Genomic DNA, 25,490 nt, shown 5'->3' with positions numbered 1-25,490 from the left:
CCGTCGTGGCAGGGACGCTAGGAGCCCTCGATGAAGCCGCCGATGAAGATGCCCAAGCCGAGGAGGCAGGTGAAGCAGCTGACGAGGAACATGACCAGCAGGAACCGCACACCGAGGAGCCGGCCGCGCACCGTCTGCCTGCCCCGCCCGGGCCGGCTCAGTGCCGCACCGGTGACCCAGGGGTTGTCGCCACCGGCCACCGCCCGCGAGTGGACCGCCAGGTCCACGGTCTTGACGGCCCACAGGATCCCGACGGACAGCATGCCGGCCCCGGCCGTGGCATCGCCCCCGGTGCTCGCCGTGACCATCACGAGGACGATCCCGGCGAGTGCGGCCAGCCAGTAGCTCCGCTGGGACGACGCGTTGTCCCCGAAGCGGATGAGGTGGTAGTCCTGCCGCCGGCGGTCCTCGGGATGCCCTGCCACGGCCAGCCGGGCCAGCGCCCGCTGGACCGAGAGCAGTCCCCCGGCCAGGACGACGGCGGCCAGCACGAGGATCCCGTCGCCGGCGCCGGGGCCGAGGTCCGGGTGGAGGGCGGCGAGGACCGTGCCTCCGAGGACCAGGACGGCGGCTGCCACGAGTGCCGCGGCGCTGTTCCTGCCGCGCACCGGGTCCGTCAGCTGCTCCCGCAGGTAGCCCCCGGGAAGGACGGCCTCCAGCCGCCTGTAGCTCCGGACGACCAGCGCGGCGTGGATCCCTCCGGCCAGCAGGGCGACCCCGAGCAGCACGGGTACCGGCAGCAGGACGACCGCCAGCAGGGCGAAACCCAGCACGTGGTACCAGAGGTGGAACAGGTGCGTGCGCACCCAGCGCAGCGGACCGGAGGCGAGGTCCGCCTCGGCGGGGGCGTCGAGCGGGCTCTGCCGCAGGATCCCCCCGACGAGCTCCTCGCGCGACCCTACGACCGTCTCCCCGCCCCTGATCCGCCCGCTGAGCAGGAGGAGGTCGCGGTCCTGCGGGAACTGCGCGAGTCCGGCGGCCAGGAGCGCCCGGGCCTCGCGGTCGTCGTCGAGGAGGGACGCCGTCTGTGCTGCCTGGGCGAACGCGTCGGCGTCCGCGTTCAGCGAGAGCGCGTGCCGCGCGGCCTGGTGGGCGACGACGAGGTCCTGGTGGTCACGCCGTCGGGCGAGCAGCGCCTGGCTGAGCCAGTAGTGGGCCTCGTACTCCTCAGCGTGGTGCTCGACGATGTACCAGCCGAGGTCCACGGCCTCGTCGGCCCGCCGCCGGCCGATGAGCGCGAGCAGGAGCGTCAGCTGCGTCGCGGCAGCCCCCGGCTCGAGGCTCACCGCCCGGCGTGCGGCGTGTTCGGCGTCGAGGAACCGATGCTCCATCGCGAACGCCCTCCCGAGGAGCACCCAGTAGAGGGGCTCGTCCCCGTGGAAGGCCGCCTGGGGCTCCAGCAGGTCGATCGCGTCGCGGCCGCGCTGCTGGGCGGCGAGGATCGTGAAGCGGTTGGACAGGACGTCGAGGTCGACGACCTCGCTCACCGGCGCTTCTTGCCGCTCAGCAGCGCCGCGAGGTCGTCGTAGCGGCCGTTCGCGTTGGAGAACCTCACCACGTTGCGGGCCGATTCGAGCCAGGCCACGGTGCTCGGCTTGATCTCGCGCAGCGCGGTACCGAGGTGGTCCATGGTGATCGGGCTGATGGACCCCTGGGCGATGGACTGCATCATGGCCTTCTCTGCCGCGGTGACGGCCAGATGCTCCAGGTCGGCGCCGGAGAAGCCGTCCGTCACCGAGGCGAGGTGCTCGACGTCGATGCCCGCGATGGGCCGGTCCCGCAGATGGTGGCGCAGGATCGAGGCGCGCGCGCTCGGATCCGGGGGGCTCACGAGGATGGTGCGGTCCAGGCGGCCGGGCCGCAGCAGCGCCTCGTCGAGGTCCCACGGGTTGTTGGTCGCCGCCAGGACGTACAGGCCGTCGTTGTCCCCGCTCATCGAATCGAGCTGCATCAGCAGTTCGTTGACCATCTGCCGGAGCCAGGCGGCACCCCCACCGGAGAGGGCGCCGCGCCGCATCCCGATGGAGTCGATCTCGTCGATGAAGAGCACCGTGGGGGCCTGACCGCGGGCCTCGTCGAAGACCGCCTTCAGGTTCCTCTGGGTCTCGCCGATGTGGGGGCCGATCACGTCGGTCATGGACACCGACATGAAGGTGGCGCCCAGCTCGCCAGCGACGGCGCGGGCGAGGAAGGTCTTGCCGCAGCCCGGCGGCCCGTACAGCAGCAGCCCGCCGCGCAGTGACTTGCCGAAGACCTTCGCCACCTCCGCGTTGCGCATCGGGGCGAGGAAGGACTCCTCGAGCCGGCGCTTAACGTCGTCGAGGCCACCCACGTCGGCCAGGGTGACCGTCTCGCGGGCTACCTCCACCGGCGCTGCCGCGTCGTCGTCGGCCAGGGGGCCGACCGGGACGCGCTCCACGAACGGCGGCGGCACCGTGCTGCCCACTTCGTGCTCGGCCTGCTCCCAGTCGAAGGTGCCGGGCTCGGGAGGGGCTGCCGGGACGGCCGGCGCTGCGGGTACAGGCGGGGCTGCGGATCCGGCCGGAGCGACGGGTGCGGCCGGCGCACCGGGCGTGGCGGACGCCGGGGGCGTGCTCAGCGCGGTGGCCGCCGCCGCGAGCAGTCCCAGTGCCTGCCCGTTCCCCGGGTCCGACCGCAGCGCGACGCTCGCCTCCGTGATGGCACCGGCGGGATCCCCTCCGCTGAGGAGCGTCTGCGCGAGGTGGAGCCTCAGCACGGCGTCGTCCGGGTTCGCCTCCAGCGCCCTGCGGAGGCTTGCCACGATCGCATCATTCGGTGCTTCGGCCATGAGTGGGTCTGCCTTCCTTCTGAGGTTCGATGTCCGGGGCCGACGTCTCCGGGGCGAGCGGCTCCACGGCGGACGCCACGGATGGATCGGCGACATCGGCCGGGACACTTGTCACGACGAGGCCCGGACCGGTGGCTGCGTCATCGTCGCCGTCCGCGGGGTCGGCTGCAGCGTGCGCCGGGGGCGCAGTGAGCTGCTCGCCGACGGCCGGGGACGGCTCGGCTTCGAGCTCGGGGTCCATCATGCCGACGCCTCCCGGCTCCGCGAGGGGCACGGCGGGCAGGGTCGCGCTGCCCGCCCCTCGGTCAGAGCGTGTGGCACGTGCCTGCTGCAGGCCGGCATCAGCGGCAGCACGTGCCGGCGCGCCGGCGCCGGAACCGGCCGGGGTGGCCCTGATCGAGCCTGCGAGTACGGCGCCTCCGACCAGCGGCAGCGACGATTCCGAGCCCGTTGCCGGTCCGCAGGTCAGCGTGAAGGAGGAGAAGGCGTCTTCGATCAGGTGTTCGGCCCAGGTGACGGCCCGCTCCCCCGAGTAGGTGGCGGACCCGGTGGAGCCGGTGACGGTGAGGGTCACGTGTCCCCGCAGGATCACCTGCAGGCGTCCTGCGGTCGAGGCGAGGGCGAACGAAGGCATGGCGGCGGATTCCGCCCCGGCTCCGCCGATCACGAGAGGCAGGAGCGGGGCGGTTCCGACGTCGTCGTCCATGGCATCCCAGACCGCCGCGATGATGGCCGGGTCGGTTCCGGCGGGCAGCGCCGCGAGGATGCTTCCGCGCACGAGCACTGTCCAGTCGCCCGGGACATAGGAGTAGGCCGGCACCTGGCCGGCGGTCATTCCTGATCCCCCGGGATCCGCTGTCCCGAGAAGCCGTCGAGGTCCGCCAGGGAGACCGCATGGGCGCCCGCGGGCCTCGGGCCGTCCTCCGGAGACGAACCCGGCTGCGGAGTGCCGGACTGCGGAGTGCCGGGCTGCGCGGGGTGGGTGCCCGTCTCGACGGCGTGTCCGACGTCGGCCGCGAAGGTGCCACCGCGTGGTGCCGTGGTCTGGGTCTCCGCGTCGTCGCCCACCCCGGTCGCGTCGACGACGATCAGGGTCACGTTGTCGCGGGCACCTGAGCGGAGCGTGGCGTCGACGAGTTCCTCGCAGGCCTGCTGAGGATCACGCACGGTGCTCAGCACGGAGTAGATGCCGTCGTCGGTGACCTCCCCGCTGAGACCGTCGGAGCAGATGAGGATGCGGTCGCCCTCCTCGACGGGCATGAGCCAGAAGTCGGCCTCCGCGTCGTCGCCCGTCCCGAGGGCACGCGTGACCACGTGCCGACGCGGGTGCGTCCGGGCCTCCTCGGAGGTGATGGTCCCGAGGTCCACGAGCTCCTGGACCTCGGAGTGGTCCACCGAGATCTGCCCGAACTGGCCCTGGCTCAGGCGGTACGTCCGTGAGTCCCCCACGTTGAAGAAGAGCCAGTAGGGCATCCCGGCCTCCTGCACGAGCACCACGCCCGTGAGGGTCGTCCCGGCCTGGCCGCCCGTCTGTCGCCGGATCTCACGGTCGGCGTCCTCGATGAGTGCCTCGAGGTCCGCGGCCGAGAACTCCGGCAGGTGGCGTCCGATGATCGGACTGTCGCCCAGCGTGCGGACGCAGATGCCGCTGGCGATCTCGCCCGCCTCGTGCCCGCCCATGCCGTCGGCCACCGCGAAGACGGGTTCGGAGGCGATCAGGGAGTCCTCGTTGAGTTCCCTGCGCAGTCCGCGGTCGGTCGCGAAGCCGTAGCTCAGGCACACGTCGCGGGGTGCGGCGGCCCCCGGGCGGTGATCGGTCACGGGCGCACCACCAGGACGCTGCGACTGGAGGCCGGCAGTGCTCGGCCATCGATGCGGACGTGCGGATGGGTCCCGGACGCCGGGCGCCCTTGGTCGCAGGATGCGATGAGCTCGTCGATCATCTCCCCATTCTGCCCTGCTGGGTTTCCCCATCCATGTTAGGCACCACCCGCGGGTCGGTGCATGCCCGGCGTGGGAACGGGGCCAGGAACGCCGGGGGCGGCTGACCTCGGTGACCGCGGCGGCCGGCCCCGACCAGCCTGTGCTGCGACGCGATGCGGTCGAGACCGAAGAGCCGCTTGTTCCCCTGTGGTCATGCTGCAGGCCGCCCATGCAGGCGGTCTCCGGCAGTTCCGCGCCGCACCAGGGATACGGCCAGGGCCGGGCGCCGTCAGTCCAGGATGATCCCGGTGCCCGTGCCCCGCGCCAGCGTGACCGGCCGGACCTCGCCGAAGCCGCGCACCTGGCGGGGCTCGTGGGGCGTGAGGACGAACTTCTCGTTGTGCGTCAGCGTGGCAGCGGTCGCGGAGTCCACGAGCACCTCCCCCGGGTCGGCGAGCGCCGTGAGGCGTGCGGCGAGGTTCACGGTGGGACCGTAGATGTCGCCGAGCCTCGACAGGACACGCCCCCAGACGAGGGAGCAGCGCGCCGAGGGCAGGAACTCGTCCTCGGAGAACGCCTTGGCCAGTGCCAGGGAGATCTCGGCCCCGGCCTCGGGGGATTCGGCGATGTAGAGGACCTCGTCGCCGATCGTCTTCACGAGGCGCCCTCCGCCCACGGAGATGATCTCGGCGCTCTTGTTCTCGAAGCGCTGCACGAGCTGGGCGAGCGTGCGCTCGTTCATCTGGCGCGAGAGACTCGTGTAGGAGACGAGGTCCGCGAACCCCACGGCGCGGGCGAGCGGCAGCGGTGCGTCCTGCTCGTCGCCGTCGCGCCCCGCCTCGCTGGAGCGCAGGCCCGATTCGGCGCGCAGCGCGAGCCGCTGGACGGCGGCGTTCATCTGCCGGCGCCACGCGTAGACGAGGGTGCGTTCGAGGGGGTCGATCAGGTCCGGCAGCTCGGAGACGAGCGTCTTGCGGGCATCGGCATCCGTCAGCCCGCGCTGCGCCACCATCTCCTCGACGATGGCCTCGATCTGCCACACCACCATGCGGTCCGTCATCTGGCCCACGGCGCGGGTGATCGAGATGGCGGCGTCCTCGGTGAGCTGCTCCTGGCGCACGAGGTCGATGATCGTGGTCAGCGCTCCGAGGTCCTTCTCCGTGAAGGCGACGTCGTCGTCCCCGATGTTCGGGAAGCCCATGGCACGCCACAGCTTGCGTGCGGAGAGCAGCGACACCCCGGCGCCCGCGGCGATGTCGCGGCGCTTGAGCGTGCGTTCCGCGCCGAGGAGTTCACGTTCGAGGCGCCGGATGGCCTCGCGGTCCAGCTCTCCCGGACTCGCCGCCGGCGGCACCGGGGAGCCGTCGGTCGCCATGTCGGACTGGAGCTGCCATACGGCCTTCGGGGCCGTCGAGGCGGCGGCGTCGGGGGCGGCCGCTGAGGGGTCGGCGGCTGGATCAGGCGTGGTGTCGGGCACGGGGTCCGCGGGGCCGAAGGCCGGGGCCTCGTCCGAAGGGTCGGCAGCGCCGTCCTCGTCGCGGGCAGCGCCGTCCTCGTCGCGGGCAGCGCCCGAGGGGACGTCGTCGTACCCTGCGCCCGCGAGGGTATCGGCCGACTGCCCGGACTCGTGGCGGTCCTCGACTGTCACGCTTGCTCGCCCCTCCATTCCTGCCGTGCCCACGTCTGGTGCCCGGGCGTGCCGCCGCGGGCGTACTGCGGGTCGATTTCCATGTCTACACCATCGAACATGCGGGTCAGGGGCAGTTCGCTGATCGCCTGCACCACGAACTCCTTGAAGGTTGCGATCTGCGGCACGTCGCTGTAGGCGTGGACGCGGTCGAAGCCGAGGTCGGCGACGAGCGTGCCGCTGCGCACCATCCGCTGCAGCAGCCCCTGCTCCGTCTGCAGCTGGGAGATGGCGGACAGGTTGATCTGGTGCTCGGTGCGCCGCGTGACGCCGCGCCGGTGGATGAGCCGCATGCTGGTGAGGACGTAGCGGTGGCCGGACCAGCGGATCAGGGGCCGCACCACCACGCGCAGCAGCAGGAGCACGACGACGACGAGAGCGCCCGCCGCGAGGACGGGCTGCCACTCGGCGAGGCCCGGCAGGGGCCGGTGCACGAGGTATCCGAGGCCGAAGCCGCCGAGGGCGAGGATGACGAACCCGGCGAGGACCGGCCCGACCAGCGGCAGCGGATTGGGGCGGGTGCGCACGAGGATCCGTTCACCCGGCAGCAGCTTGATCCGCACGGCCTACGCCTGCGGACGCAGGTGCACGACCTCGCCCGCCGACACGGTGTGCCGTTCGCCGTCGTCGTCGCGCAGGATCAGCGCCCCGTGCGCGTCGAGGGCCAGCGCGCGCCCGCTCAGCAGGGCGCCTCCGGGCAGTTCGGCCCGGACGTCCTGGCCGAGGGTCGTCATGCGGGCGGTGATGCGGGCGTGCAGGGACGGCCCGTCGTCCCACGCCGCCGCGGCGTCGCCGTCGACGTCGCAGAAGGAGCGGTAGGAGTCGGCGAGCGTGCGCAGGAACGACTTCAGGAGGATGTTGCGGTCCGTGGTGCCGGCGTACTCGAGGAGCAGGCTGGTGGCGGTGGGGACGGGGAGCTCGTCGTCGGTGAGGCTGACGTTGAGTCCCACCCCGACGACGACGGCAGGCGGCTCCGCGCCGGCGCCGGGCACGAACTGCGCCAGTATGCCGGCCAGCTTGCGGCCGTCCACCGTGACGTCGTTGGGCCACTTGAGCTGCGGTGCGATCTCGGTGCGGTCCTCGATGCTCTCGGCGAGCGCCAGGGCGGCGAGCAGCGAGAACCAGGAGTAGGCGGTGGTGGGCACGGGCCGGCCCTGCCGGTTGAAGGGGCGCAGGAGCACGCTCACGAAGAGCGACGACCGTTCCGGCGCCACCCAGCGACGGTCCAGCCGGCCGCGGCCGGCCGTCTGCACCTCGGCCCCGAGGACGCTGAGGTCCGGCCAGCCCGCGGCCTCCCGCTGCGCGTGCTCCACCAGGTCGGTGTTGGTGGATCCCGTCTGCGCCACGATGTCGAGGCGCGCGTACGGGCCCGCCGGCATGCACAGGGCCGTCCTCAGCGCGCCGAGGTCCAGGCCGGGGCGCTCGAGGTTGGAGTAGCGGGAGGACATGGCATCGATCTTATCCGGACCGGCACCCGTGCCCCCGGCGCCGGGGGTCAGAGGAAGATGTCCGGGACCAGCTGATCCTCGGGGGCCCCGAGGCTGTACCCCGTGAGGTCGGTGACGCCTTCCTCGCGCAGGACCTGCTCGTCCGTGTAGAAGTTGCCGGTGCAGCTCCGGGCCGGGCGGACGAGGACGGCGTGCGCGGCGTCGGCCACGATCTCGGGGCTCCGTGCCGCCCGCACCATCCGGCTGCCACCCGGCATGTTGCGGATGGCCGCCGTGTCGATGAGCGTCGCGGGCCAGAGCGAGTTCACGGCCACGCCGTCGTCCTTCAGCTCCTCGGCGAGTCCGAGGGTGGTCAGGCTCATGCCGTACTTGGCCATCGTGTAGGCCAGATGCATGCCGGCCCACCGTGGCGCGAGGTTCAGGGGCGGGGAGAGCGTGAGGATGTGCGGATTGGCGGAGCCCTTCAGCGCGTCGAGGGCGAACTTGCTGAGCATGAAGGTGCCGCGGACGTTGATGTCGGCCATGAGGTCGTAGCGCTTCATGTCCACGTCCGGTGTCTTCGACAGGTCGATCGCGGAGGCGTTGTTGACCACGATGTCGATCCCGCCGAAGGTGCCCACGGCGGCATCCACGGCGGCGCGGACGTCGTCGTCGTTCCGGACGTCGCCGACGATCGGCAGGGCGCGGCCGCCGGCGGCCTCGATCTGCTCGGCCGCGGTGTGGACGGTGCCCTCGAGCTTCGGGTGCGGTTCGCCGGTCTTGGCCATGAGGGCCACGTTCGCGCCGTCGCGGGCGGCCCGCAGCGCGATCGCCAGGCCGATGCCGCGGCTCCCGCCGGACATGAGGATGGTGCGGCCGGCGAGCGTGGCGCCGGCTCCCGGCGTCCGGGGCTGAGCTTCATTGCGTGCAGTCATGGCTCCACCCTAGACAGCGGCGGCGCCGGGACCGTCCCGCGACGCACCGATGTTACCCGTCGGTAACATCTCTCCGCCGGCTAAGCGATGGGGAGGGAAACTGTAGACGTCCTACAACGGCGAGCTCCTCGAACCTCACTAGACTTGATGAATTGCGCCGCACGTTGTCGGAAACCTCCAGCCGTCGGCGCCTGCCCCTGCCACGCGCCGACCGGAGTACCCATGCACCAGGACCTGCAGCCCGACCTCACCACGACGGCCGGGAAGCTCGCCGACTTCCGGCGGCGCAAGGCGCTCTCCGAGCAGCCCTCCGGCCCCGAGGCGATCGAGAGGCAGCACGCGCGCGGCAAGAACACGGCCCGCGAGCGCATCGACCTGCTCGTGGACGAGGGCTCCTTCGTGGAGTTCGACGCCCTCGCCGTCCACCGTTCCACCGCGTTCGGCATGGAGCGGAAGAGGCCGCTGGGCGACGGCGTTGTCTCCGGTTACGCGACCGTGGACGGCCGGCTGGTCGCGATCTACAGCCAGGACTTCACCGTCTACGGCGGCTCGCTGAGCCAGGTCAACGGAGAGAAGATCGTGAAGGTGCAGGAGTTCGCCCTGCGCAACGGCTGCCCGGTGATCGGCATCAACGACGGCGGCGGTGCCCGCATCCAGGAGGGCGTGGCCTCGCTCGCGATGTTCGCCGACATCTTCCGGAACAACGTCCACGCCTCGGGCGTGGTCCCGCAGATCTCCCTTATCATGGGCCCGTGCGCCGGCGGCGCGGCGTACTCCCCCGCGCTGACCGACTTCGTGGTCATGGTGGACAAGACCTCGCACATGTTCATCACGGGCCCCGACGTCATCAAGACGGTGACGGGCGAGGACGTGGACATGGAGACCCTCGGTGGCGCGCGGCAGCACAACACGACCACCGGCACCTCCGCGTACCTCGCCTCCGACGAGGCCGACGCCATCGGGTTCGTGCGCGAGCTCCTCGACTTCCTCCCCTCGAACAACCTGGCGGAGGCCCCGCTGACGGCGTTCGTGGAGGAGCCGGAGGTCACCGAGGAGGACCTCGCCCTCGACGAGCTGATCCCGGACGCCGCGAACCAGCCGTACGACATGCACGCCGTCATCAGCGCGATCGTGGACGACAACCACTTCCTCGAGATGCAGTCGCTGTACGCGCCGAACGTGGTGACCGGGTACGCCCGCGTGGAGGGCCACACCATCGGCATCGTGGCCAATCAGCCCCTGCAGTTCGCCGGGACCCTCGACATCAACGCCTCCGAGAAAGCCGCGCGCTTCGTGCGTCACTGCGACGCCTTCAACATCCCCATCCTGACGCTCGTGGACGTGCCCGGGTTCCTCCCCGGCAAGGACCAGGAGTTCCAGGGCATCATCCGGCGTGGCGCGAAGCTGCTCTACGCCTACGCCGAGGCCACGGTTCCCAAGCTGACGGTCATCACCCGCAAGGCCTACGGCGGCGCGTACATCGTCATGGGGTCCAAGAAGCTGGGCGCCGACCTGAATCTCGCCTGGCCCACGGCGCAGATCGGGGTCATGGGTGCACAGGGTGCCGTCAACATCCTCTACCGCGGGCAGCTCAAGGCCGTGGCCGAGGCCGGCGGCGACGTCGAGGCCGCCCGCGCCGACGTGGTGCAGCAGTACGAGGAGGAGCTGCTGAACCCGTACCAGGCCGCGCAGCTCGGGTACGTGGACGCCGTGATCGCCCCGTCGGAGACGCGCCTGCAGATCGTGCGTGGGCTCCGGGCCCTGCGCGACAAGCGGGCCTCGAACCCCGTCAAGAAGCACGGGAACATCCCGCTGTGACGGGCCGGAGGAAAGTGGCCGGCTCGCCCGGGGTGTCCGATGGTGCGGCCGCGCCGGGCGACGGCCCGCTCGGCGTCCCTGCCGATAACCCTGCCGTCCTCTCGGTCGTGTCCGGCAACCCGACCGAGGAGGAGCTCGCGGCACTGACCGCCGTCGTCGTGGCCCTGGAGGGCGCCGCGGAGACGGACGACGCACCGAACCACGGGCGCTCGTGGGTCAGGCGGGCGCTGCTGAGGCTCGGCCCCACGCCGGGTCCTGGATCCTGGCGGCGCAGCGTCCGCTGATGCCTGCGCGCAGCCGCTAGCGCGGATCGGCGACCGTTCCCATGAACAGCGGGAGTCCCGTGTCCTCGTGGATGATCTGGTATCCGAAGGGCCGGTCGAAGGTGATGCTCAGCTCGGGCGGCATCGGAGCACTCGCCATCATCGTCAGCTGCGTCACTGCTGCGGCGATCGTGCCCTTCTCCGCCACGGTGATGTTGGCGGCCTGGGCGGCTCCGTCGACGAAGGACCCCGGCTGTATCCTCCGGTAGTCCGGGTCCGGCCCGAAGGACTCCTCGAGTCCGAGGGCGCCCAACGGTTGCAGGAGGTCCTGCTCGAACGTGTGCTCCCATGTCGGCAGCGCCAGCTCCATCCGCACGTCCTCCGCCGCATCGAGCAGCAGCGCCATGTCGAGCAACTCCCGTTCGGTCCACTCCGGCGGTGATCCTTCCGCCGGCAGGATGAGCCGCATCGAGAAACCCTCGCCGTACGGCAGATCGATCCCGGTCCAGCCCTCCGCCTCGATGTGGCGCACCGTCCTGGTGCCGTGCATCATCGGGACGTGCACGCTGCTGCCGTCCGCCAGGACGAAATCCTGGTCGACGGTGCCGGAGGGGTCGAAGGGCTCGTCCCACGCCGCCGCGAAGTACACGGTGTTGAGAAGTGACAGCGTGGTGCCCGCGCCCACCTCGATGGGTGCCTTCGTGATCCTGCCTCCGGTCTCGGCCGACACCCAGTCGTCGATCCGTGCCGGAGTCGACGGGTCCGCGAAGTCCACCGGATGGACGCCTGCGCCGTAGTGGCGGGCGAGCGTCTCGAGGTAACCCTCGCCGGTCGTTCCGCCCTCGGGTACGAACACCGCATTGGCGAGGTGCAGCACGGGCTTCTCGGGGAGATCCTCCTCGTCGACGCTTCCCGGATCGCCGTCGAAGTACTGCACCCGGGCGAGGAGGGCATTCATCGCCTCGTGGTGCTCGGCAGGGAGCCCGAGCACGGCGTCCATCTCCGCCGCCGTCGTCGTCCCCGCGCCGGCCCGCAGCATGGACACGGCATAGAGCGCGCCGAGAGGGCTCGTGACCTGATTCGATGCGGGATCGGCGGTCATCGCGGCACCGAGGCGGAAGGTGGACCGCAGCAGTGCGTCCGTCGCTTCCGGGCGGACGCCCTGCTGGACGACTCGGTCGACGGGCGCCGTCTGCTGCCCGGGCGTCGACGCGGTGCACGCGGTCAGCAGCACCAGGGCCGCCGTCGTGGTCGCCGTCCTGCTGATCCGCCCTGGCTGCCGTTGCTGCTCGCGCCGGTACTTCATCAGTTCCCCCTTGCTTGTTCCTCCACCGTAGGTGCGCTGCCTGTCGAGGGCCATGGGGAGCAGGGGCACGATCGGGTCACGGCGCGGTCGTCCCCCTGTCCTCCGGCGTCAGCGGGGCGGTACGTGCGGGATGGTGCGGCCGGGGCCCCGGAATTCGGCGATGAGGGTGCTGCCCGCCGTGACCCGGATGTCGTAGATCCCGCTGCGCCCGGTGCGGCTCATCACCCTGCCGACAGCCGTGAGGGTCTGGCCCTGGAAGGCGGGAGCCACGAAGTTGATGTCGGCACCGGAAGCCACCGTGATGGTGGCGGAGGCGCCGTCGGGCTCGCCGTCCGGGTCGTTGCAGGCCATGGCGAAGCACGTGTCGGCGAAGGCGAAGATGATGCCGCCATGGGCGATACCGAAGCCGTTCACCATCTCCTCCCGGATGGTCATGGAGATCTGCGCGTCGCCGAAGAGGGCCCGCTCGACGTCGATGCCGAGCCACTGGGAGGCGCGGTCCTTCTCGAGGATCGGGTGGGTGTGCGGCATCGATGACTTCCTATCGGTCGGGTGGTCCGTGGTGACATTCAAAAGGGCCTTCGTTCCCATGGGCGTACAGCTCGGTCCGCACCTCCCCGTTCGTCCGGACGGCTCTCCTGCCTGCACCCTACGTCGCGAGTCCTCCGGCCAGGCGACCCACGCCCGGGCCGTTCAGGTGCGGGATCCCGGCCGGGCGGCCGGCTGGTCGGGCTCCTCCAGGAGCAGTGTTCCATCCGGACATCCTCCGGACCAGCGCGTCCCGGCACGGAGCTCACGGGCGGGCGGCACCGGACCACGCACGCTGCCCTCGACCGGACTCGGGGAACGATACGCGGGAGCACCCGGTGGCCTCCGGCAACCTTCTGGCGATAGGCTCTGGCTGTGACCCACGACACTCCAGCCCCCGCCCCGTCCCCCGACGAACAGCCCACCCGGCCGTCGACGGCGATCGACGCCGTCGCCACGTCCTACTACGGGACACTCCTCGAACTCATGCCCGACTTCGCCACCGAGCTGGGCATCCCGGGCCATGAGACGGAGTACCGGGACTACTCCCCGGCAGGCATCGAAGCCCTGGCGGAAGCAACCCGGGAGACCCTGCTCCGGCTGGACGGCCTGCAGCCCGCCGACGACGTCGACGTCGTCACGCTCGACGCCATGCGGGAGCGGCTCGGGCTCGACCTCGAGATCCACGAGACCGGCCTCTCCTACGCCGAGCTGAACAACATCGCCTGCCCGGCCCAGAGCATCCGCGCGATCTTCGACCTCATGCCCACCGCCACGGCCGAGGACTGGGGCAATATCGCGGGCCGCATGGCCAACGTGCCCGGCGCGATCGACGGGTACATCTCGTCCCTGCGCGCCGGTCGCGAGCGCGGCCTCGTCGCCGCCCGCCGGCAGGTGGCCGTCGTCGTCGAGCAGTCCACCAAGTACGCCGAGGACGGCGGCTTCTTCGACGCCCTCGGTGCCACTGCAGATGCAGGTGACGCCGAACTCCCCGAGCCCGTGCGGAAGCAGCTCCGGTCCGGCGCCGACGCCGCGCGTGCCGCCTACCGCGGCCTCGCCTCCTTCCTGCAGGACGACCTCCTCCCCTCGGCGCCGGAGAAGGACGCCGTCGGCCGCGAGCGCTACGCACTGATGTCACGGGTGTTCCTCGGCTCAGCCGTCGACCTCGAGGAGACGTACCGGTGGGGCGTCGAGGAACTCGACCGCGTCATCGCCGAACAGGAAGCGGTGGCGAACGAGATCCGCGAGGGCGCGACGATCGAGGAGGCCATGCGCATCCTCGACGAGGACCCCGCCCGCCAGTTGCAGGGCACCGACGCGCTGCAGGCCTGGATGCAGGAGCTCTCCGACAGGGCCGTCGACGCCATGGCCGGGGTGCACTTCGACATCCCGGACGTCATGCGGCTCCTCGAGTGCAGGATCGCCCCCACGAACGAGGGCGGCATCTACTACACGGGCCCGAGCGACGACTTCTCCCGCCCCGGCCGCATGTGGTGGTCGGTACCGGAGGGTGAGGACTCCTTCACCACCTGGAAGGAGACCACCACCGTCTACCACGAGGGCGTGCCGGGCCACCACCTGCAGATCGCGACGGCCACCTACCAGCGGGCCCTGCTGAACCCCTGGCGCCGCAACGCCATCTGGGTGTCCGGCCAGGGCGAGGGCTGGGCGCTCTACGCCGAGCGCCTCATGCAGGAACTCGGCTTCCTGTCCGATCCGGGCGATCGCCTCGGCATGCTCGACGCCCAGCGCATGCGTGCCGCCCGCGTGGTCTTCGACATCGGCGTGCACCTCGAACTGGAGGTCCCCGAGCGCTGGGGCGAAGGCACCTGGACACCGGAGAAGGGTTACGACTTCCTGAAGCGCAACATCGCCATCAGCGAGGGCCAGCTCGACTTCGAGTACACCCGCTACCTCGGCTGGCCGGGACAGGCGCCGTCGTACAAGATCGGCCAGCGCCTCTGGGAGCAGATCCGCGACGAGGTGCGCACCAGCGAGGGCGACGCCTTCGACCTCCGCGCCTTCCACACGCGCGCACTGAACCTCGGCTCCGTGGGACTCGACACACTGCGGCGGGCCCTGGTGGCCTGACCGTCGCCCGGCCGCCGTCGTTCCTGCCGCCGACTCCCGTCGCCGTCGTTCCAGGTCCTCACGTCGAGGTGCCTCCAACTCCGCGTGATCCCGGGGTCGTGACCACCCCGGTGGCCATGAACCTGGAACGACGGCGGCCGGCCACCGGGGACGACGGCGGACGGCGGTCGCTGCGGGTCACGGAGGGCTGCGGCGACCTGCCGGGTAACATTTCGCAACTCCCGCTTCGTCTGTGTATAAACCGCCCCTAGTGTTTCGGGCGTGTCTACAGAAACCAGTACCCCGCCCCAGCGGCGCCGGCTGCCCCGCTGGGCGACCTCCTTCGGTCCGCAGATCATCGCCGCCCTCGTGGTCGGCCTCGCCCTCGGCCTCCTCGCCAAGTACACGGGCCACACCAAGGCGACCCCCAACGGCCTCGGCACCACGCTCGCCACGCTCGGCTCGAGCTACGTGGCCCTGCTGCGCGCCGCCGTCGTCCCCCTGATCTTCACCGCCGTCGTCAGCTCGATCGCCAACCTCCGGGCCGTCAACAATGCCGCACGCCTCGCCGGTCGGACGCTGCTGTGGTTCGCGATCACCGCGCTGATCTCCGTGCTCATCGGCATCGTGCTCGGCGTCGTGTTCCAGCCCGGCGCCGGCACCGGGGCGACCCAGCCCGAGGAGTACACGGGCAGCACCGGCAGCTGGTGGGCCTTCCTCACGGGACTCGTGCCCGCCAACTTCCTCGGCCTGCAGGCGTCCTCGACCGTCGCCGAATCCGGTTCCGTGACCACGGCCCTGAACTTCAACGTGCTGCAGGTGCTCGTCGTCGCGGTGGCCGTCGGCATCGCGGCCCTGAAGGTCGGCAGGCAGGCCGAGCCGTTCCTGGCCTTCAACGCCTCCGCGCTGGCCGTCATCCAGAAGGTCCTGTGGTGGATCATCCGGATCGCCCCGCTCGGCACGGTGGGCCTGATCGGCAACGCCGTCGCGGTCTACGGCTGGGACACCATCGGCTCGCTCGGCAAGTTCACCCTCGCCGTGTACGTGGGCCTCGCGCTCGTCCTGTTCGCCGTCTACCCCGCGCTGATCAAGGCGCACGGCCTGTCCGTCCGCCAGTACTTCTCCGGTGCATGGCCCGCCATCCAGCTGGCCTTCGTCTCGCGCTCCTCGGTGGGCACACTCCCGCTCACGCAGCGGGTCACCGAACGCAACCTCGGGGTACCCCGCGGCTATGCGTCCTTCGCCGTACCGCTCGGCGCGACGACGAAGATGGATGGCTGCGCCGCCATCTACCCCGCCATCGCGGCGATCTTCGTGGCCCAGTTCTTCGGGATCGACCTGACCCTCACCGAGTACCTGCTCATCGCGCTCGTCTCCGTTCTCGGGTCGGCTGCGACCGCCGGCACCACGGGCGCCGTCGTCATGCTGACGCTCACGCTGTCCACGCTGGGGCTGCCCCTGGCAGGCGTCGGGCTGCTCCTGGCCGTGGACCCGATCCTCGATATGGGCCGCACCGCCGTGAACGTCGCGGGCCAGGCCCTCGTGCCGACGATCGTCGCGCGGCGCGAGCGCCTGCTGGACCTCGACCTCTACAACGCGCCGCGCACCGGCGACCCGTTCGTGGACGACAGCACCCTCGACGGCGTCGACTCCTCCGCGCCGAACGACGGCATCTCCGCCTCCGTGGCGCGCTGACCGACTGCACGTGACCCGACGGCCCGTCCCGGCATACCGGGGCGGGCCGTTCCGTAGCTGTCGCTAACGATTCGGCGCCGAACCACCCCTCGACGGCGCTTTTCCTCCCCCGCGGGAGGACCATTGATGCACCTATCCAGCTCGACCAGGTGGTGCGCCATGAAGTCCTCGCGCATGGCGGAGAAACTCTCCGCCACACTCGCCGCCCTCGCCCTCACCGCAGGCCTCGGCCTCGCGGGGGCGCCGCCGGTATCCGCCGCATACTGCGGCATCACATGGGGATCGACCGAGAAGGTCGTTCCCACCCACTCCTCAGCCCTCATCGTCGATGTCCGGTCCGGCCGGCACGAGTGCTTCGACCGCCTCGTCATCGACACCCGCGGGGCCGTGGCTGGCTACCGCGTGGCCTACACCAAGCACGTCACCCAGCCCGGTTCCGGATTCACCGTCCCCCTGCGCGGCGGTGCGCGGCTCGCCGTGACGGTTCTCGCGCCCGCCTACGACGACGGCCGAGCGACGTACGCTCCACCCGACCGGGGCGAACTCGTCGACGTGCGCGGCTACTCCACCTTCCGTCAGGTAGCGCTGGCCGGCAGCTTCGAGGGCCAGACGACCTTCGGGCTCGGGGTGCGCGGGCGGCTGCCCATGCGGGTCTTCGTGGTACCCGGACCCGGTGCCGGTTCGAGGGTGGTGGTCGACGTCGCACACCGCTGGTGAGAATCCTGCCGGTCCCGCCCCGGCGCTGGGACGGGACCGCGCAGGCACCTTCACGTGCGGCATCTAGGCTGGGGACATGACGGCCCGCCTGATCCTCGCCTCCAAGTCCCCTGCCCGTACCAAGCTCCTGGCCGACGCCGGCATCCGGCATGACGTGCTGGTGTCCGACGTCGACGAGCCCGCCGTCGTCGCCGCCTACGGCGAGATCGACCCGCACGACACCGCCCTGCTGCTGGCGCGTGCCAAGGCCGAGGCGGTCGCGTCCCTCGACGACGCCGACGACGCCCTGGTGATCGGCTGCGACTCCGTCTTCGAGTTCGACGGCGAAGCGCACGGCAAGCCCTACGAGCCCGCCGTCGCGATCGAGCGGATCAGCCGGATGCGCGGACGCTCCGGCGTGCTGCACACGGGTCACTGGCTCGTGGACACCCGCGACGGCGGATCCGGCGCCACGATCGGCGCGGTGTCCTCCGCGACCGTCCACTTCGGGGCGATGTCCGACGCCGAGGTCGAGGCCTATGTGGCCAGCGGCGAACCCCTGCACTGTGCGGGATCCTTCACCATCGACGGCCTGGGCGGGGCCTTCATCGAGCGGGTCGACGGCGACCCCCACGCCGTGGTCGGGCTCAGTATCTCCACGCTGCGGGCCCTCCTCCACTCCGCCGGCGTCCCCGTGACCGATCTGTGGGAGCACGGCGCAGCCTTGTAGGTTCCCTACAAAGGAACAGTGGACAACACTCCCCTTCAGCACGATCCATGGGCGGAAGCCACCAAACACCGCTAGGCTCCGAACTGAGAAAAAGGAGTCCACGCCCCATGAGTCAGTCCCCCCTCGCGCCACCGGCGTCCCCGGTTGCCAGCAGCTCTCCCGAAGCCACCACGGAGGCCGGCCGGCAGCGTCCGGTGACGAAGGTCCTGGTCGCGAACCGCGGGGAGATCGCCGTGCGGGTCATCCGCGCCGCACGGGACGAGGGCATCGCGTCGGTCGCCGTGTACGCGGATCCCGACCGCGACGCGCTGCACGTCCGGATGGCGGACGAGGCCTTCGCGCTCGGCGGGGAGACCGCGGCGGAGTCCTACCTGGTGGCGGACCGCATCCTCGACGCCGCCCGGCGCAGCGGTGCCGATGCCGTCCACCCCGGCTACGGGTTCCTGTCCGAGAACGCCGACTTCGCGCAGCGCGTCATCGACGCCGGCCTCACCTGGATCGGGCCGTCCCCGCACTCCATCGCCCAGCTGGGGGACAAGGTCCAGGCACGCCACATCGCCGAACGCGTCGGCGCCCCGCTCGTACCCGGCACCAAGGACCCCGTCGAATCGGTCCAGGAGGTCATCGACTTCGCCCGGGAGTTCGGCCTGCCCATCGCCATCAAGGCGGCCTTCGGCGGCGGCGGCCGCGGCATCAAGGTGGTCCGCAGCCACGAGGAGATCCCCGAACTGTTCGACTCCGCCGTGCGCGAGGCCACGGCCGCCTTCGGACGCGGCGAGTGCTTCGTCGAGCGGTTCCTCGACGCCCCCCGCCACGTCGAGACGCAGTGCCTCGCGGACGATCACGGGAACGTCGTCGTCGTCTCGACACGTGACTGCTCCCTCCAGCGCCGCAACCAGAAGCTCGTGGAGGAAGCACCCGCCCCGTTCCTCTCCGCCGAACAGAACACACGCCTCTACGAGGCATCCAAGGCGATCCTCCGGGAGGCCGGCTACCAGGGCGCGGGCACGTGCGAGTTCCTCGTGGGCCAGGACGGCACCATCTCCTTCCTCGAGGTCAACACCCGCCTCCAGGTGGAGCACCCCGTGTCCGAGGAGGTGACGGGTCTCGATCTCGTCCGCGAGCAGTTCCGGATCGCCCGCGGAGAGGCGCTCGGCTACGGCGACCCCGAGGTGCGCGGCCACTCGTTCGAGTTCCGCATCAACGGCGAGGACGCCGGCCGCGGGTTCATGCCCGCGCCCGGCACCGTGCAGACCCTCAAGCTGCCCACCGGGCCGGGCGTACGCGTCGATTCCGGCGTGGAGGCCGGCGAGGTGATCGGCGGCAACTTCGACTCGATGCTCGCCAAGCTGATCGTCAGCGGCGCCACGCGCGAGCAGGCCCTCCAGCGGGCCCGTCGCGCGATCGACGAGATGGTGATCGAGGGCATGCCCACCGTGCTGCCCTTCCATGCCGCCGTCGTCGCAGATCCCGCCTTCGCTCCCGCTGCCGGGCCGTTCTCAGTCCACACGCGCTGGATCGAGACGGAGTTCGCCAACACCATCGAGCCCTGGAAGGGCGCAGCGGACCCGGCGTCCGAGGAGGACCCCCGCCAGCGCGTGGTCGTGGAGGTCGGCGGGCGCCGCCTCGAGGTGGTGCTGCCCGCAGGACTCGGTGCGTCGACGAACGGCAAGGCGAGCGCTCCCGCCAAGTCGAAGAAGTCCTCGCGGGCCCGCGCCGGCAAGGCAGCCGTCAGCGGCGACGAACTGACCTCGCCCATGCAGGGCACCATCGTGAAGGTCGCCGTGTCCGACGGCGACGTGGTCTCCGAGGGCGACCTCATCGTGGTGCTCGAGGCCATGAAGATGGAGCAGCCTTTGACGGCGCACAGGACGGGGACGGTCTCCGGGCTGGCGGCGGCCCCGGGCGACACCGTCTCGGCCGGCTCCGTCATCGCGACCATCCGGGACTAGCGCCGCGCAGGCTGGTGCCTGCGGAAGTGGTGCACGACGGTCCCGGGCCCGACCGGCGCGTCGGTGACAGCCGTGGGGTCCGGCCGGGTCTACCCGTCGGGCTTGCCCTTCTTGCCTGACTCCTGGGCCTTCTCCGCCTTCTCGGCAGCCTTCTCCTCGGCCTTGCGCTGCTGTTCGGCCGCCCGCTCGGCTGCCCTGTCCTGGTCGTCCTGCACGGCCTCCTCACCGGCATCCTCCGACCACGGATCCTCGCCGTCCTCGGCGTCCTCCTCGGGCGTGGGGGTGGGTGCGGGCTGCACCGGATCGGGGGTGGGTGCGGGCTGCACCGGAGCGGGAACAGGTGACACCGGAGTCGGTTCCGCCGGAGAGACCGTCTCTGCCGGCGCCTGCGATTCCGACGGCTCCTCGATCGGCTCCTCGAGCGTTTCCTCGGTCGGCGCAGTCCGCTGCTCCGTCGGCGTGTCACCGGCCGGCGCCCGATCCGCCTGCAGCGAGATGATCACGGCGTCGAGCCGCATGCCGATCAGCACGGCCCGTTCCTCGGTGACCGCCCCGGCTGCCCGGGCATTCTCGACGTCGACCTTCAGGTCCTGCGCGAGCCGCATCGCTCCGGCGGGATCACCCGCCGCAGCGGTCGACGCGATGGTGCGCACCTCGGCCTGGAGGTCGCCGGCCGTCGCGGCGTCGATCACCTCGCTGCCACACCCCGTCAGCAACAGCCCGGCAGCACCCAGGGCCGCCAGGCGGCATCCGCTGCGGTTCATCGCTGCACGCTTTCGTAGAGTTCCTGCAGTTTCTGGCCGGTCTCCCCCGGCACGGCGGGCAACGGTTCGACGTCGGGCGCAGTGTCACCGCCGGACAGGACGGTGAAGGTCCAGAGGGCTGCTGCCAGGACCACCAGCGCGAGCACCGCGATCAACCATGGGAGAGCGCGACGACGGACGGCCGAGGAGCCTACCGCCGCCACGTCCTGCCGCAGGCTGCCGGAGCGATCGGCCGTTGCCTCGTCCCGATCGCCTCGTGGCACGAATCCGGCCGGCCGTGACGCGGAGAGCTGCCCTGATCCGGGCGCCTGGACCCGAGCCGACATGCCGCCGGCCACCAGGGGCGCTGCATCGGCGGGACCCGTCGCACCTCCGTCGGCCCGGCTCGCCTCGCCACCGGCGGGCGACGCGTAGCCGGCGGGTACCCCCGTGACACCGGGCCTCGTGGGAGGGCCGGTGGTTGGACGGGTCCGTGACGCAGGCGTCGCGGGGAGGGCAGTGGTAGGCGCCTCGGAGGCGGGCAGCGCCGTGGTGGCCGACAGGGCCGTGCTCTGCGCCTCGGGGGCGGACGGCGCCGTGGTGGCCGGCAGAGGGACGGCTCGGGTCTCGGACAGGGGTAGGGACATGTTCGCGGGACGTGCCGTGCTCGCGGGTGCAACCGCCGAAGCGGACAGGGCCGTGGTGGCAGGGCCGTCGTCGTGCCGCTGGAGGTCCCTGGCCGTCAGTGCCCGGACGAGTCCGGCGGCATCCGGGCGGTCCGCGGGCGCGTCCTGGGTCATCGCCGCCAGGAGCGCGGCGAGTTCGGGACCGGCCGCATGAGGGATGGACGGGCTGCGGTGCAGGCGCGCAAGCGCACTCTCGATGCCTGTACCGGGGAACGCCCGGCCCCCCGTGAGGGCCTCGATCAGCACGAGCCCGAACGAGTAGATGTCCGACGGCTGCCCCACGCCGTCGCCGCGGGTCTGTTCGGGGCTGAAGTAGGCGGCGCTCCCGATCACCTGGCCGGTGGCGGTCATGCGTGAACCGTCGTAGAACCGGGCGATGCCGAAGTCGGTGAGGAGATAGCGGAACACGCCGCTCTGCTGATCGGCCTGGCGCGTGAGGATGTTCGACGGCTTGATGTCGCGGTGGACGATGCCCCGGCCGTGGATGTACTGGAGCGTGCGCGCGAGGTCCAGCGCCAGGAGCAGCACCTCGTCGCGGTCGAGCGGCCCCCGGATCCTCAGCATCTCCCGGAGGTCCGGGCCTTCGACGAGTTCCATGACCAGGTAGGCGCTGGCGTCGGAGTGCTCACCGGTGTCCATGTCCAGGATCCGGACGAGGCCCGGATGGTCGAGCCCTGCGAGCATGCGGGCCTCGGCGGAGCCTCGCTCGAGGCCGTCGGCCGTCCCGGGCCGGAAGAGCTTGATGGCGACGTTGCGCTCGAGCCTCGTGTCGCGGGCCGTGAAGACGTCCGCCATGCCGCCGGAGCCTACACGCTCCCCCAGTGCGTACCGCCCTGCCAGCGCCTGCTTCTCCATGCCACCTGCTTCTACTACCCCGTTGGGCCGGCTCCGGGCACACGGGTCCCGTGCGCAGTCCGGGATCTCCTAGCCGCCTTGCTCTCCAGTGTACGGGCGGGAGGGAAGCCGGCCGCGGCGTACGGACCGGACGGGACACGGCGGCAGGTGCAGCCGCTGGAGACGACGACGGCGCCGCACCCGGGTGAGTGCGGCGCCGTCGGACTGGACGTGCGGATCAGGCGACGTTGTCCTCGTACGCGCGGTCGCGGGTCTCCTTCGAGATGAAGAGCGCGATGAACGTGAGGACGGCCGCGACGCTGAGGTACAGACCGACCAGCACGGTACTGCCGCCGGCTGCCTGCCACAGGGCCACCGCGATGAAGGAGGCGGGTGCCGCACCGATCATGCTCGACACGTTGTAGGCCACGGCCGAGCCCGTGTAGCGGACGTTCGAGGGGAACAGCTCGGGCAGCACGGCGGCCATGGGGCCGAAGGTGAGTCCCATGAGGATGAATCCGATGATCAGCAGGGCCATCGCCCCGGCGGTCCCTGCACCGAACAGCGGCGCCCACAGCAGACCGAAGACGGCGATCCCCACGGTTGTGGCGAGGAGCATCTTGCGACGGCCGAACCGCTCGGCGAGGGGGCCCGAGACGATGGTGAAGATGCCGAAGAACACGACGCCGATGATCAGCATCCAGAGGAAGTCCGTCCGGGCCATGCCGAGGCCCGGCACGAACGCCGCCTCCTGCGCGGCAGTGAACTCCTTGCCGGCCGCCTCGGCCCTGGCCTGCGCCTGTGCCAGGCTCGACGGCGCCGTCCCGTAGGTCAGCGTGAAGGCCGTCATGAAGTAGAACAGCACGTAGGTGGCGAACATGATGAAGGTGCCGAGGATCAGCGCACGCCAGTGGAGGCGGAACGTGGTGCCGAGCGGCACCTTGACGACCTTGCCCTCCTGCTGGACCTTCTGGAAGGACGCGCTCTCGATCAGCTTCAGGCGGACGTAGAGGCCCACGATCACCATGACGGCGCTCAGCAGGAACGGCACACGCCAGCCCCACTCGAGGAACTCCTCGGGGCTGAGCGCGGTGCTCAGCAGGACGAACAGCAGGTTCGCGAGGATGAACCCGATCGGCGCCCCGAGCTGCGGGAACGTGCCGAAGATGGCGCGCTTGCCCTCGGGCGCGTTCTCGGTGGCGAGCAGGGCGGCACCGCTCCACTCACCGCCGAGCGCGAGGCCCTGGAGGAACCGCAGCACCACGAGCAGCAGCGGCGCCAGGAACACCCAGCCCGGATTCGTGGCGGCGGGCAGCAGTCCGATGAGGAACGTTGCGATACCCATGGTCAGCAGTGATGCCACGAGGGTGGCCTTGCGGCCGATCTTGTCACCGAAGTGCCCGAAGACGATCGACCCGAGCGGACGGGCCACGAAGGCGACGCCGAAGACGGCGAACGAGCTCAGGAGCTGGTTCGCGGAGGTCTGGTTCGGGAAGAACAGCGCCGGGAACACCAGCACGGCGGCGGTGGCGTAGATGTAGAAGTCGTAGAACTCGATCGTGGTCCCGATGAGGCTGGCGAAGATCACCTTCCCCCGCGAGTTCAGCGGTTTCGTGGTGCCGCTGGCACCAGCGGAGGTAGAGGAGGTCATGGCTGCGGCTTTCTCATAACGGGGCGCCGCCGCGAGGTGCACAGGACCTCACGGCACGGCGCCCGCGCGTCAGTTGATCCAGATATTCGATCACCGCCGTCCAACCCGTGGATAAACGTGTCCACATGCTGGACGCGGGGAACCGGCCCCGGATCAGGAGAGCGTCAGAGCCGGACGTGCAGGCGCCGCGCCGCCTCGGAGATGGACCCGGTCAGCGACGGGTACACGGTGAAGGTGTTGGCGACGTCGTCGACGTGCAGCTTCTTGGTCACCGCGAGCGCGAGGGGGAAGATCAGCTCGGAGGCGCGGGGCCCGACGACGACGCCGCCGATCACCGTGCCGGAGCCCTTGCGCGAGATCACCTTCACGAAGCCGTCCTTGACGTTCATCATCTTCGCCCGGGCGTTGGTGTGCAGGGAGAGTTTCACGACGTCGCCCTGGTACCGGCCCGACGCGATGTCCTCCTCCGTCACGCCCACCGTGGCGATCTCCGGGGAGGTGAAGATGTTGGAGGCCACCTGCTTGAGCTTGATGGGGCTGACGGAGTCGCCCATGAGGTGCGCGATGGCGATGCGGCCCTGCATCGCGGCCACCGAGGCGAGGGCGAACACGCCCGTGCAGTCCCCCGCGGCGTAGACGTTGGGCGCCGTGGTGCGCGAGACGCCGTCCACCTGGATGTGGCCGGACTCGTTGAGGGCCACGCCGGCTTCCTCGAGGCCGATCCCTGCGGTGTTGGGGACGGCGCCGACCGCGACGAGGCAGTGGCTGCCCTCGATCGTGCTGCCGTCACCGAGGGTCACGATCACGCCGGTGTCGGTGCGGTCCACGGCGTTGGCGCGCGACCGGGACAGCACGGTCATGCCGCGGTTCTTGAACACGCTCTCGAGCACCTCGGCGGCGTCGGCGTCCTCGCCGGGAAGCACGCGGTCGCGGCTGGAGATGAGCGTGACCTTCGAGCCGAGTCCGTTGTAGGCGCTCGCGAACTCGGCGCCGGTGACGCCGGAGCCGACGACGATCAGGTGCTCGGGGATCTCGCGGAGGTTGTAGAGCTGCGTCCAGTTGAAGATGCGTTCGCCGTCGGGCATGGCGCTGGGCAGTTCGCGCGGCGTCGATCCGACGGCGAGCAGGACGGCGTCGGCCTCCACGACGGTGGTCCCGCCGTCGGCCTCGACCTCGAGCCGGTGGTCGTCCAGCAGCTTCCCGGTGCCAATGAGGACCTGCACCCCGAGGCGCTCCAGGGTGGCGCGGATGTCCGAGGACTGCTCGAGTGCGAGCTTCAGCAGTCGCTGGTTGACCTTGTCGAGGTCGGCATAGACGGCGCTGTCGGCGGAGAAGTGCACGCCGAGTCCGCTCGCGTCCGTGAAGCGCGTCATGGTGTCCGCCGTGGCGATGAGGGTCTTGGACGGCACGACGTCGGTGAGGACCGCCGAGCCGCCGAGGCCCTTGCGCTCCACGATGGTGACCTTCGCGCCGAGCGAGGCCGCGACCATGGCCGCTTCGTACCCGCCGGGCCCGCCGCCCAGGATCGCCAGACGCAGTGAACTGAAGTCGAGTTGGTTCGTCACCGTCCGATTATCGCCCATGCCACCGACACGCCCCGCACGGCGACGAGCCGGGACGTGCGGCCGGGGCCACCGGGCCGGGTACCGGGAGGTCCGCGACGGCGGGCGACTGCCGGTCGCGCGGCCGATCAGGGCCCCGTAGCCAGCCGCCGGCCCGGTGGTCCGGCCGTTTGCG

The 25,490-nt window shown here is 71.1% G+C and carries 21 protein-coding genes; 7 read left to right on the top strand and 14 right to left on the bottom strand.

Translation table 11 applies throughout. The features are described from left to right. Positions 1 to 17: 17 nt before the first annotated feature. The 8 genes from ACX80N_RS13515 to ACX80N_RS13480 form a co-directional block, all read right to left on the bottom strand. A complete protein-coding gene (locus ACX80N_RS13515; RefSeq protein ID WP_459339818.1) occupies positions 18 to 1,487 on the bottom strand; it encodes a hypothetical protein in 1,470 nt (489 codons plus the stop codon). Continuing rightward, positions 1,484 to 2,809 (bottom strand): AAA family ATPase, encoded by a 1,326-nt coding sequence (locus ACX80N_RS13510; RefSeq protein ID WP_459339817.1) that lies wholly within the window; start codon positions 2,807 to 2,809, stop codon positions 1,484 to 1,486. Before ACX80N_RS13510 ends, ACX80N_RS13515 begins: the two co-directional genes overlap by 4 nt. Further along, positions 2,790 to 3,644 carry a hypothetical protein gene (locus ACX80N_RS13505; protein WP_459339816.1) on the bottom strand — a complete coding sequence of 285 codons (855 nt, stop codon included), beginning with the start codon at positions 3,642 to 3,644 and terminating at the stop codon, positions 2,790 to 2,792. The genes ACX80N_RS13510 and ACX80N_RS13505 overlap by 20 nt, the downstream gene beginning before the upstream one ends. Further along, entirely contained in the window at positions 3,641 to 4,630 is a 990-nt protein-coding gene (locus tag ACX80N_RS13500; protein WP_459339815.1) for a PP2C family protein-serine/threonine phosphatase, read from the bottom strand. The genes ACX80N_RS13505 and ACX80N_RS13500 overlap by 4 nt, the downstream gene beginning before the upstream one ends. Positions 4,631 to 5,021: 391 nt before the next feature. Further along, the gene (locus ACX80N_RS13495; RefSeq protein WP_459339814.1) at positions 5,022 to 6,380 is read right to left on the bottom strand and encodes an adenylate/guanylate cyclase domain-containing protein; all 1,359 of its coding nucleotides are present in this window, start codon (positions 6,378 to 6,380) and stop codon (positions 5,022 to 5,024) included. Beyond that, the gene (locus ACX80N_RS13490; RefSeq protein ID WP_105031466.1) at positions 6,377 to 6,982 is read right to left on the bottom strand and encodes a PH domain-containing protein; all 606 of its coding nucleotides are present in this window, start codon (positions 6,980 to 6,982) and stop codon (positions 6,377 to 6,379) included. The genes ACX80N_RS13495 and ACX80N_RS13490 overlap by 4 nt, the downstream gene beginning before the upstream one ends. A gap of 3 nt (positions 6,983 to 6,985) precedes the next feature. After that, a complete protein-coding gene (locus ACX80N_RS13485; protein WP_459339813.1) occupies positions 6,986 to 7,867 on the bottom strand; it encodes a biotin--[acetyl-CoA-carboxylase] ligase in 882 nt (293 codons plus the stop codon). A 47-nt stretch (positions 7,868 to 7,914) separates the two neighbouring features. Next, entirely contained in the window at positions 7,915 to 8,781 is an 867-nt protein-coding gene (locus tag ACX80N_RS13480; protein WP_459339812.1) for an SDR family oxidoreductase, read from the bottom strand. A 234-nt stretch (positions 8,782 to 9,015) separates the two neighbouring features. Here ACX80N_RS13480 and ACX80N_RS13475 point away from each other — a divergent pair, with 234 nt between their 5' ends. Continuing rightward, positions 9,016 to 10,599 carry an acyl-CoA carboxylase subunit beta gene (locus tag ACX80N_RS13475; RefSeq protein ID WP_105031661.1) on the top strand — a complete coding sequence of 528 codons (1,584 nt, stop codon included), beginning with the start codon at positions 9,016 to 9,018 and terminating at the stop codon, positions 10,597 to 10,599. A gap of 14 nt (positions 10,600 to 10,613) precedes the next feature. Beyond that, positions 10,614 to 10,883 (top strand): acyl-CoA carboxylase subunit epsilon, encoded by a 270-nt coding sequence (locus ACX80N_RS13470; RefSeq protein WP_459339811.1) that lies wholly within the window; start codon positions 10,614 to 10,616, stop codon positions 10,881 to 10,883. 16 nt (positions 10,884 to 10,899) lie between these two features. On the opposite strand, the gene ACX80N_RS13465 is transcribed toward ACX80N_RS13470, so the two are convergent. Together ACX80N_RS13465 and ACX80N_RS13460 are read right to left on the bottom strand one after the other, a co-directional pair. Beyond that, complete coding sequence (locus ACX80N_RS13465) at positions 10,900 to 12,168, bottom strand: serpin family protein (RefSeq protein WP_459339810.1); 1,269 nt, start codon at positions 12,166 to 12,168, stop codon at positions 10,900 to 10,902. A gap of 108 nt (positions 12,169 to 12,276) precedes the next feature. After that, on the bottom strand, positions 12,277 to 12,699 hold the full coding sequence (locus ACX80N_RS13460) for a hotdog fold thioesterase (RefSeq protein ID WP_459339809.1): 423 nt from the start codon (positions 12,697 to 12,699) through the stop codon (positions 12,277 to 12,279). A gap of 372 nt (positions 12,700 to 13,071) precedes the next feature. On the opposite strand from ACX80N_RS13460, the gene ACX80N_RS13455 reads away from it, so the two are divergent. The 5 genes from ACX80N_RS13455 to ACX80N_RS13435 all read left to right on the top strand — a co-directional run bounded on the left by ACX80N_RS13455 (position 13,072) and on the right by ACX80N_RS13435 (position 19,839). Next, on the top strand, positions 13,072 to 14,787 hold the full coding sequence (locus tag ACX80N_RS13455; protein WP_459339808.1) for a DUF885 domain-containing protein: 1,716 nt from the start codon (positions 13,072 to 13,074) through the stop codon (positions 14,785 to 14,787). 261 nt (positions 14,788 to 15,048) lie between these two features. After that, a complete protein-coding gene (locus tag ACX80N_RS13450; RefSeq protein WP_459339807.1) occupies positions 15,049 to 16,461 on the top strand; it encodes a dicarboxylate/amino acid:cation symporter in 1,413 nt (470 codons plus the stop codon). A gap of 174 nt (positions 16,462 to 16,635) precedes the next feature. Next, complete coding sequence (locus ACX80N_RS13445) at positions 16,636 to 17,178, top strand: AMIN-like domain-containing (lipo)protein (protein WP_459339862.1); 543 nt, start codon at positions 16,636 to 16,638, stop codon at positions 17,176 to 17,178. Positions 17,179 to 17,254: 76 nt separating this feature from the next. Continuing rightward, positions 17,255 to 17,887 carry a Maf family protein gene (locus ACX80N_RS13440; RefSeq protein WP_459339806.1) on the top strand — a complete coding sequence of 211 codons (633 nt, stop codon included), beginning with the start codon at positions 17,255 to 17,257 and terminating at the stop codon, positions 17,885 to 17,887. Positions 17,888 to 17,994: 107 nt separating this feature from the next. Further along, positions 17,995 to 19,839 carry an acetyl/propionyl/methylcrotonyl-CoA carboxylase subunit alpha gene (locus tag ACX80N_RS13435; protein ID WP_105031459.1) on the top strand — a complete coding sequence of 615 codons (1,845 nt, stop codon included), beginning with the start codon at positions 17,995 to 17,997 and terminating at the stop codon, positions 19,837 to 19,839. Positions 19,840 to 19,928: 89 nt separating this feature from the next. On the opposite strand, the gene ACX80N_RS13430 is transcribed toward ACX80N_RS13435, so the two are convergent. The 4 genes from ACX80N_RS13430 to ACX80N_RS13415 all read right to left on the bottom strand — a co-directional run bounded on the left by ACX80N_RS13430 (position 19,929) and on the right by ACX80N_RS13415 (position 25,318). Continuing rightward, positions 19,929 to 20,603 (bottom strand): hypothetical protein, encoded by a 675-nt coding sequence (locus ACX80N_RS13430; protein ID WP_459339805.1) that lies wholly within the window; start codon positions 20,601 to 20,603, stop codon positions 19,929 to 19,931. Beyond that, positions 20,600 to 22,123, bottom strand: coding sequence for a serine/threonine-protein kinase (locus tag ACX80N_RS13425; RefSeq protein ID WP_459339804.1), 1,524 nt, complete (start codon positions 22,121 to 22,123; stop codon positions 20,600 to 20,602). The genes ACX80N_RS13430 and ACX80N_RS13425 overlap by 4 nt, the downstream gene beginning before the upstream one ends. A 217-nt stretch (positions 22,124 to 22,340) precedes the next feature. Continuing rightward, on the bottom strand, positions 22,341 to 23,753 hold the full coding sequence (locus ACX80N_RS13420) for an MFS transporter (RefSeq protein ID WP_105031456.1): 1,413 nt from the start codon (positions 23,751 to 23,753) through the stop codon (positions 22,341 to 22,343). Between the two features lie 164 nt (positions 23,754 to 23,917). Further along, positions 23,918 to 25,318 carry an NAD(P)H-quinone dehydrogenase gene (locus ACX80N_RS13415; RefSeq protein WP_105031455.1) on the bottom strand — a complete coding sequence of 467 codons (1,401 nt, stop codon included), beginning with the start codon at positions 25,316 to 25,318 and terminating at the stop codon, positions 23,918 to 23,920. Positions 25,319 to 25,490 lie beyond the last annotated feature (172 nt).

The sequence above is a fragment of the Arthrobacter sp. MDT2-16 genome (genome assembly GCF_054510925.1).
The sequence above is the reverse complement of the archived record's forward strand: the minus strand, read 5'-3'. Positions and strand labels throughout refer to the sequence as shown.